Origin of the sequence: Globicatella sulfidifaciens DSM 15739 (assembly GCF_900167405.1) — a bacterium.
Taxonomy (GTDB): Bacteria; Bacillota; Bacilli; order Lactobacillales; family Aerococcaceae; genus Globicatella; species Globicatella sulfidifaciens.
In genome coordinates this window covers 1-2,313 of the sequence record NZ_FUWO01000009.1, presented here as the reverse complement: position 1 = coordinate 2,313, position 2,313 = coordinate 1, and the positions used below count along the sequence as shown (strand labels likewise).

The window sequence follows — 2,313 nt, the reverse complement described above, 5'->3', positions numbered from 1 at the left end:
CTCATTAAGACGCAGATTGAGACCACTCAACCACTGCGTTTTTAATTTAATAGATATGCCTGAACAGAATTTAAAAAGTTTTTGCCCAGCGTCTGTTTAAATTTTGGTGAGAGCATCGGGCTCATAGCGTAATTCAATTCTAATAGCGTAACCCAGTGACGAATGGTATTTTGGTGAATATCTAATTGTAAATAAAAAATACCCGATTGACTGTCAATACAATCAACCGAGTATTCAAATCTTTGATTATCTAGTACGTTCTTTAATTCTTGCTGCTTTACCAGACAATGCACGAATGTAGTATAATTTCGCACGACGTACGCGACCTTTACGAACAACTTCAATTTTCGCTACACGTGGCGTATGTAATGGGAATGTACGTTCTACACCTACACCATTTGAAATTTTACGAACTGTAAAAGATTCGCTAATTCCAGTACCACGACGTTTAATAACTAAACCTTCGAAAATTTGCACACGTTCGCGTTCGCCTTCGACGATTAATGCGTGTACACGAACTGTATCACCTGCACGAAACTCAGGGATATCGTTACGTAATTGAGCTGCAGTAATTTTTTCAATTAATTTACTCATGTTTTTTTCTCCTCTTCTAACAAACACTCATAGATAGCAGAAATGTCTATCCAGCGGAATATCGTGATTTGGGGTCCATAGACCACTCTTATTATTATACAATAAAAGATACGGTTGTAAAGAGCTTTAGCGAATTTTCTTTAATCCAGCAGAAATTCATGTATTCGAAAGTTACATGACTACTTAAATGGTGAAGACGCTCCTTTTGAGATGGAATCTAGTAAAATGTGATGAAATAAAAAATATTGAAATTATATATCCAAAGACTAACTCAATCAAAATAAAGATCTATGCCTATGTAGATACTTATTCGCAAATCTATCATACATCTGATGAAAAGCATCTTCTAAAGTTAGTGCCACAATATCTAGCCCCAAAAAAACATTAGGGTATTAATTCATCCATCATCAAACAACAAAAGTAGTGCAACTATTCTATTTTTATAGCACTTGATGTGTTATCTATCTTACTAACTTTTCCGCTATTCTTTTTCTTCCTGGCCTAACGCTTAACTAGACACATCTAGGTTTGAACGCTATAATTAATGAGAATAATTTTTAGGAGGCTCTTATGGTTAAACGAATTTGTTTTACTGGTGGTGGCTCTATTGGCCATGTATCAGTTAACGTAGCCTTAATCCCTTATTTTCAAGAAAAAGGTTATGAAACATTTTATATAGGATCAAAAAACGGGATTGAACGTGAGATGATTAATAAATTAGACAATGTTCCCTACTATCCCATTAGTAGTGGTAAATTACGTCGTTATTTTGATTGGCAAAACTTTGTCGATCCTTTTAAAGTCATGAAAGGCGTTAGCGATGCTTATTTTATTTTGAAAAAGCAACAACCGACGATGATTTTTTCTAAAGGTGGCTTCGTAAGTGTGCCGGTTGCGATGGCAGCCAAGATGTTAAAGATTCCTATCGTGTTACATGAATCAGATGTGACACCTGGTTTAGCAAATAAAATTAGTATTAAGTTTGCTGATCATATTTTTACAACCTTTCCACAAGCAGCAGAACATTTGCCCAAAGGACAAGCTACCGTTATTGGCTCTATTATCCGTGATAGTTTATTTGAAGGCAATGCAGAACGTGGTTATCAATCTACAGGTCTAACACCTGATAAACCGATTATGATGGTTATGGGAGGCTCTTTAGGTTCAAAAGCAATCAATGATGCGATTCGTCAAAATTTAGATTATTTATTGACAGAATACCAATTAATCCATTTAACAGGTAAAGGTTTAAAAGATGACTCTCTAACTCAAGATGGCTATGTCCAATATGAATTTGTAACGGATGAACTCAATGATTTATTAGCGATTACCGACTATGTTATTTCAAGAGCAGGTTCTAACTCAATTTTTGAATTTTTAGCTTTAAAAATACCGATGCTACTAATTCCCTTAACCGCTCAAGCTAGTCGTGGAGATCAATTATTAAATGCTCAAAACTTCCAAAATGAAGGATATGCCCTCGTTTTAAATGAAGAAGAACTTTCTCCAGAAACGTTGAAAGAAAAATTAGTCGCCTTGACTGAACAAAAAGAGACGATGATTGAACAAATGAATCAATATCAAATCAGTAATTCCATTGAAGACTTCTATCAATTGATTACTCAATATGAAAAATAAACAAAATCAGGTAATGAAATGTCCTCTTTCTTTACCTGTTTTTTTTATTTACAAGCTGTCAGCTAAGGAAACCTCGGTATT

At 34.6% G+C, this 2,313-nt stretch carries 2 protein-coding genes; one reads left to right on the top strand and one right to left on the bottom strand.

All coding sequences use genetic code 11. The features are described from left to right. Positions 1–246: 246 nt before the first annotated feature. Positions 247–594 (bottom strand): 50S ribosomal protein L19, encoded by a 348-nt coding sequence (gene rplS, locus B5D12_RS05765; protein WP_066123339.1) that lies wholly within the window; start codon positions 592–594, stop codon positions 247–249. Positions 595–1,164: 570 nt separating this feature from the next. On the opposite strand from rplS, the gene B5D12_RS05760 reads away from it, so the two are divergent. Next, positions 1,165–2,232: an undecaprenyldiphospho-muramoylpentapeptide beta-N-acetylglucosaminyltransferase gene (locus B5D12_RS05760; protein ID WP_078755909.1), complete on the top strand. Its 1,068-nt coding sequence runs from the start codon at positions 1,165–1,167 to the stop codon at positions 2,230–2,232. Positions 2,233–2,313: the final 81 nt, after the last annotated feature.